At 33.0% G+C, this 3,000-nt stretch carries 2 protein-coding genes; one reads left to right on the top strand and one right to left on the bottom strand.

Annotated features, from left to right (window positions below):
• Nucleotides 1-27 precede the first annotated feature (27 nt).
• Nucleotides 28-1,362, top strand: a complete 1,335-nt coding sequence (gene glnA, locus HU235_RS19690; RefSeq protein WP_095302320.1) for a type I glutamate--ammonia ligase — start codon at nucleotides 28-30, stop codon at nucleotides 1,360-1,362.
• A gap of 946 nt (nucleotides 1,363-2,308) precedes the next feature.
• Here glnA and HU235_RS19685 read toward each other — a convergent pair.
• The gene (locus HU235_RS19685) at nucleotides 2,309-2,803 is read right to left on the bottom strand and encodes a hypothetical protein (protein ID WP_174881317.1); all 495 of its coding nucleotides are present in this window, start codon (nucleotides 2,801-2,803) and stop codon (nucleotides 2,309-2,311) included.
• Nucleotides 2,804-3,000 lie beyond the last annotated feature (197 nt).

Genomic DNA, 3,000 nt, shown 5'->3' with positions numbered 1-3,000 from the left:
AAATATTAGAGTGGGAGAGGATTTTCGATGTCTAAATATTCAAGAGAAGATATCATCAGCTTAGTAAAAGAAAACAATGTAAAATACATTCGTCTACAATTTACGGATGTTCTTGGAACAATTAAAAACGTTGAAATTCCAGTTAGCCAATTAGATAAAGCATTGGATAACAAAATGATGTTTGACGGATCATCTATTGAAGGATTTGTGCGTATTGAAGAATCTGATATGTACTTATACCCTGATTTAGACACATTTGTTATTTTCCCTTGGACTGCTGAAAAAGGTAAAGTAGCTCGTTTCATTTGTGATATTTATAATCCAGATGGTACTCCATTTGCTGGTGATCCACGTAATAACTTACGCCGTATGCTGGCTGAAATGGAAGAACTAGGATTTACTGACTTTAACTTAGGACCAGAGCCAGAATTCTTCTTATTTAAATTAGACGAAAAAGGCGAACCTACTTTAGAATTAAACGATAATGGTGGATATTTTGACTTAGCTCCAACAGATTTAGGGGAAAACTGCCGTCGTGATATCGTTCTTGAATTAGAAGAAATGGGATTTGAAATTGAAGCATCTCACCATGAGGTTGCTCCAGGACAACATGAAATTGACTTCAAATATGCTAGTGCAATTAAAGCATGTGATGATATCCAAACATTTAAACTAGTTGTTAAAACTATTGCAAGAAAACATGGTCTACACGCAACGTTCATGCCAAAACCATTATTCGGTGTTAACGGTTCAGGTATGCACTGTAACCTATCATTATTTAGAAATGGTGAAAATGCATTTTTAGATACTAGCGCTGACCTTCAATTAAGCGAAACAGCTCGACAATTTATTGCAGGGATTATTAAGCACGCTCCAGCTTTCACAGCTGTAACTAATCCAACTGTTAACTCATATAAGAGATTAGTACCTGGATATGAGGCACCATGTTATGTTGCTTGGTCTGCACAAAACAGAAGCCCATTAATCCGTATCCCAGCTTCTCGTGGATTAAGTACACGTGTTGAAGTACGTAGCGTTGACCCAGCTGCTAACCCATATCTTGCAATGAGTGTGTTACTAGCTGCAGGTTTAGACGGAATTAAGAACAAGCTTGAAGCACCTAAGCCAATCGACCGTAACATCTATGTAATGACAAAAGAAGAACGCATTGAAAATGGAATTGTTGACTTACCAGCAACTCTAGCTCAAGCATTAGATTTATTAAAAATCGACAGCACTATGAAGCATGCTCTAGGTGAGCATTTATTTGAACACTTCATTGAAGCAAAAGAGATTGAATGGGATATGTTTAGAACGCAAGTACACCCATGGGAAAGAGAGCAATACATGTCAATGTATTAATCGAAAAAACGTTGATTTAACAAGGTTTTAAGAAAATAAAATAGGTGGTCAAATGTGAGAGGATAATAGACACAATAGAGTTGTCCACATTTTGACCACCTTTTTTGTATGAAAAATCAGCTCATAATCGTTTTTATATAATCTTCATAGCTGTCCACCGATTTCTTCTCTAACTTTGCAGAGATATGAGAATAGATACCGGATATTGACAGTTATATTTTTATGTCTTAATCTTTCTTGAATAAATTTAATACTTGCTCATGACTCAAATAACAAAACAACATGTGTGTCTTATTCTATTAAACGCATTAAAAAGAGTAGACTTAGGTAAGAAATTACTATCTTCACGATAGAAAACTGTATCTAAATCATGCTAATATTCATCACTTAAAGCTAATTTGTTGTTGTGAAAATGCAAATTGTTAGCCAACGAGATCCTATTTATCACAACGAATTATGAAAGGTTTCCAAAGTTCTCACCACGATTTATGTTGTATTGTTTCCACAATTTATACAATATCTAGACTTCCCTTCTAGAATTGTATTACTGTTAGCTCGTATGTACTTCCATCCATTCTCATCTAGCATTCGTGTGTCAGCGCATTTATTGTTAATTGTTATTCCGTAAACATGATACGATACGACTAGCTCTTCCGTATTCAGCTAATGCAGATATTATTTCTTTTCTCCAACCTTATAACATGTAATCATATAATTCACTTTGATATCTTTAAAGTTAAACATGCCCTTTACTAAGAAGTACTAATTCTATAGCTTCTGAATTTGGATTTAAGTAGCACTTATTTTTTTACCTACACAAGGATCATAGTGGAAGTAATCTTTATAGGTGAGTAAAAAACTCCTTGTACCTTTTAGTTAAAATGATCGGAATATAGAATTTAATCAGCTATTGAGGGTATAAAAAAGAACCTCTAAAAATGGAGGTCTAAGAATTTTTAGGTGAATCTATATGTTCATATTTGATTAATTTTATATAAGTGTAGGGTTGATCCTTATTTTTATTATTAAGAAGACCAGGAACAATACCAAAAGTTAATTTGTCCGGACCGTACATTTTTGGATTTTTTAAATCCCCATTATTTAAATGAACAGTAACTGTAACTTTAAATGGGTACTCAAACCTTTTATCACCACTTATTGGCGGTTCATCAATTTCAACAACATTATAATTGCTTTCCCAATCATATGCTATACCTGTTATTGTTTCATCTTGGTAATGATTAATTGCTGCTTTCATTATTTCAGTGGTAAGTAAATCTAATATAAAATGTTTGAAATGTTGTTCTTGTGTAACTTCATTAGTTACTTGGTATAAGTCACTACTATAGCCTTCCCGATGATATACTTCTGCATGAATTAGTGGTGTTGAAAGAAAGCAAGTTAAAACAAACATCATAACTGGTCTAAAAATTTTATTCATGTTGCACCTCCTAAGAATAATGTTTGTAAAAAAATGTAATTTATACTTCGGTCATTTCTTGAGCATTTGTAGTAATTCAAATAATGAGGGGTTGTTGTAAAAAGAATACAAAGAAAAGACTTGGAAAAGTACTTAATAAACGTTCTAAAGAGATTGATAATGAACGATTAAATAAAGAATTGGAGAAACTTTATTAT

It is taken from the genome of Metabacillus niabensis, from assembly GCF_902829255.1.
GTDB classification, from domain to species: domain Bacteria; phylum Bacillota; class Bacilli; order Bacillales; family Bacillaceae; genus Metabacillus; species Metabacillus niabensis.
This window is presented reverse-complemented; position numbering and strand designations above follow the sequence as displayed.

Bases quoted from the DNA above. Each gene is read 5' to 3' on its own strand.
- glnA (WP_095302320.1), top strand. From the start codon at position 28: ATGTCTAAATATTCAAGAGAAGATATCATCAGCTTAGTAAAAGAAAAC.
- HU235_RS19685 (WP_174881317.1), bottom strand. From the start codon at position 2,803: ATGAATAAAATTTTTAGACCAGTTATGATGTTTGTTTTAACTTGCTTT.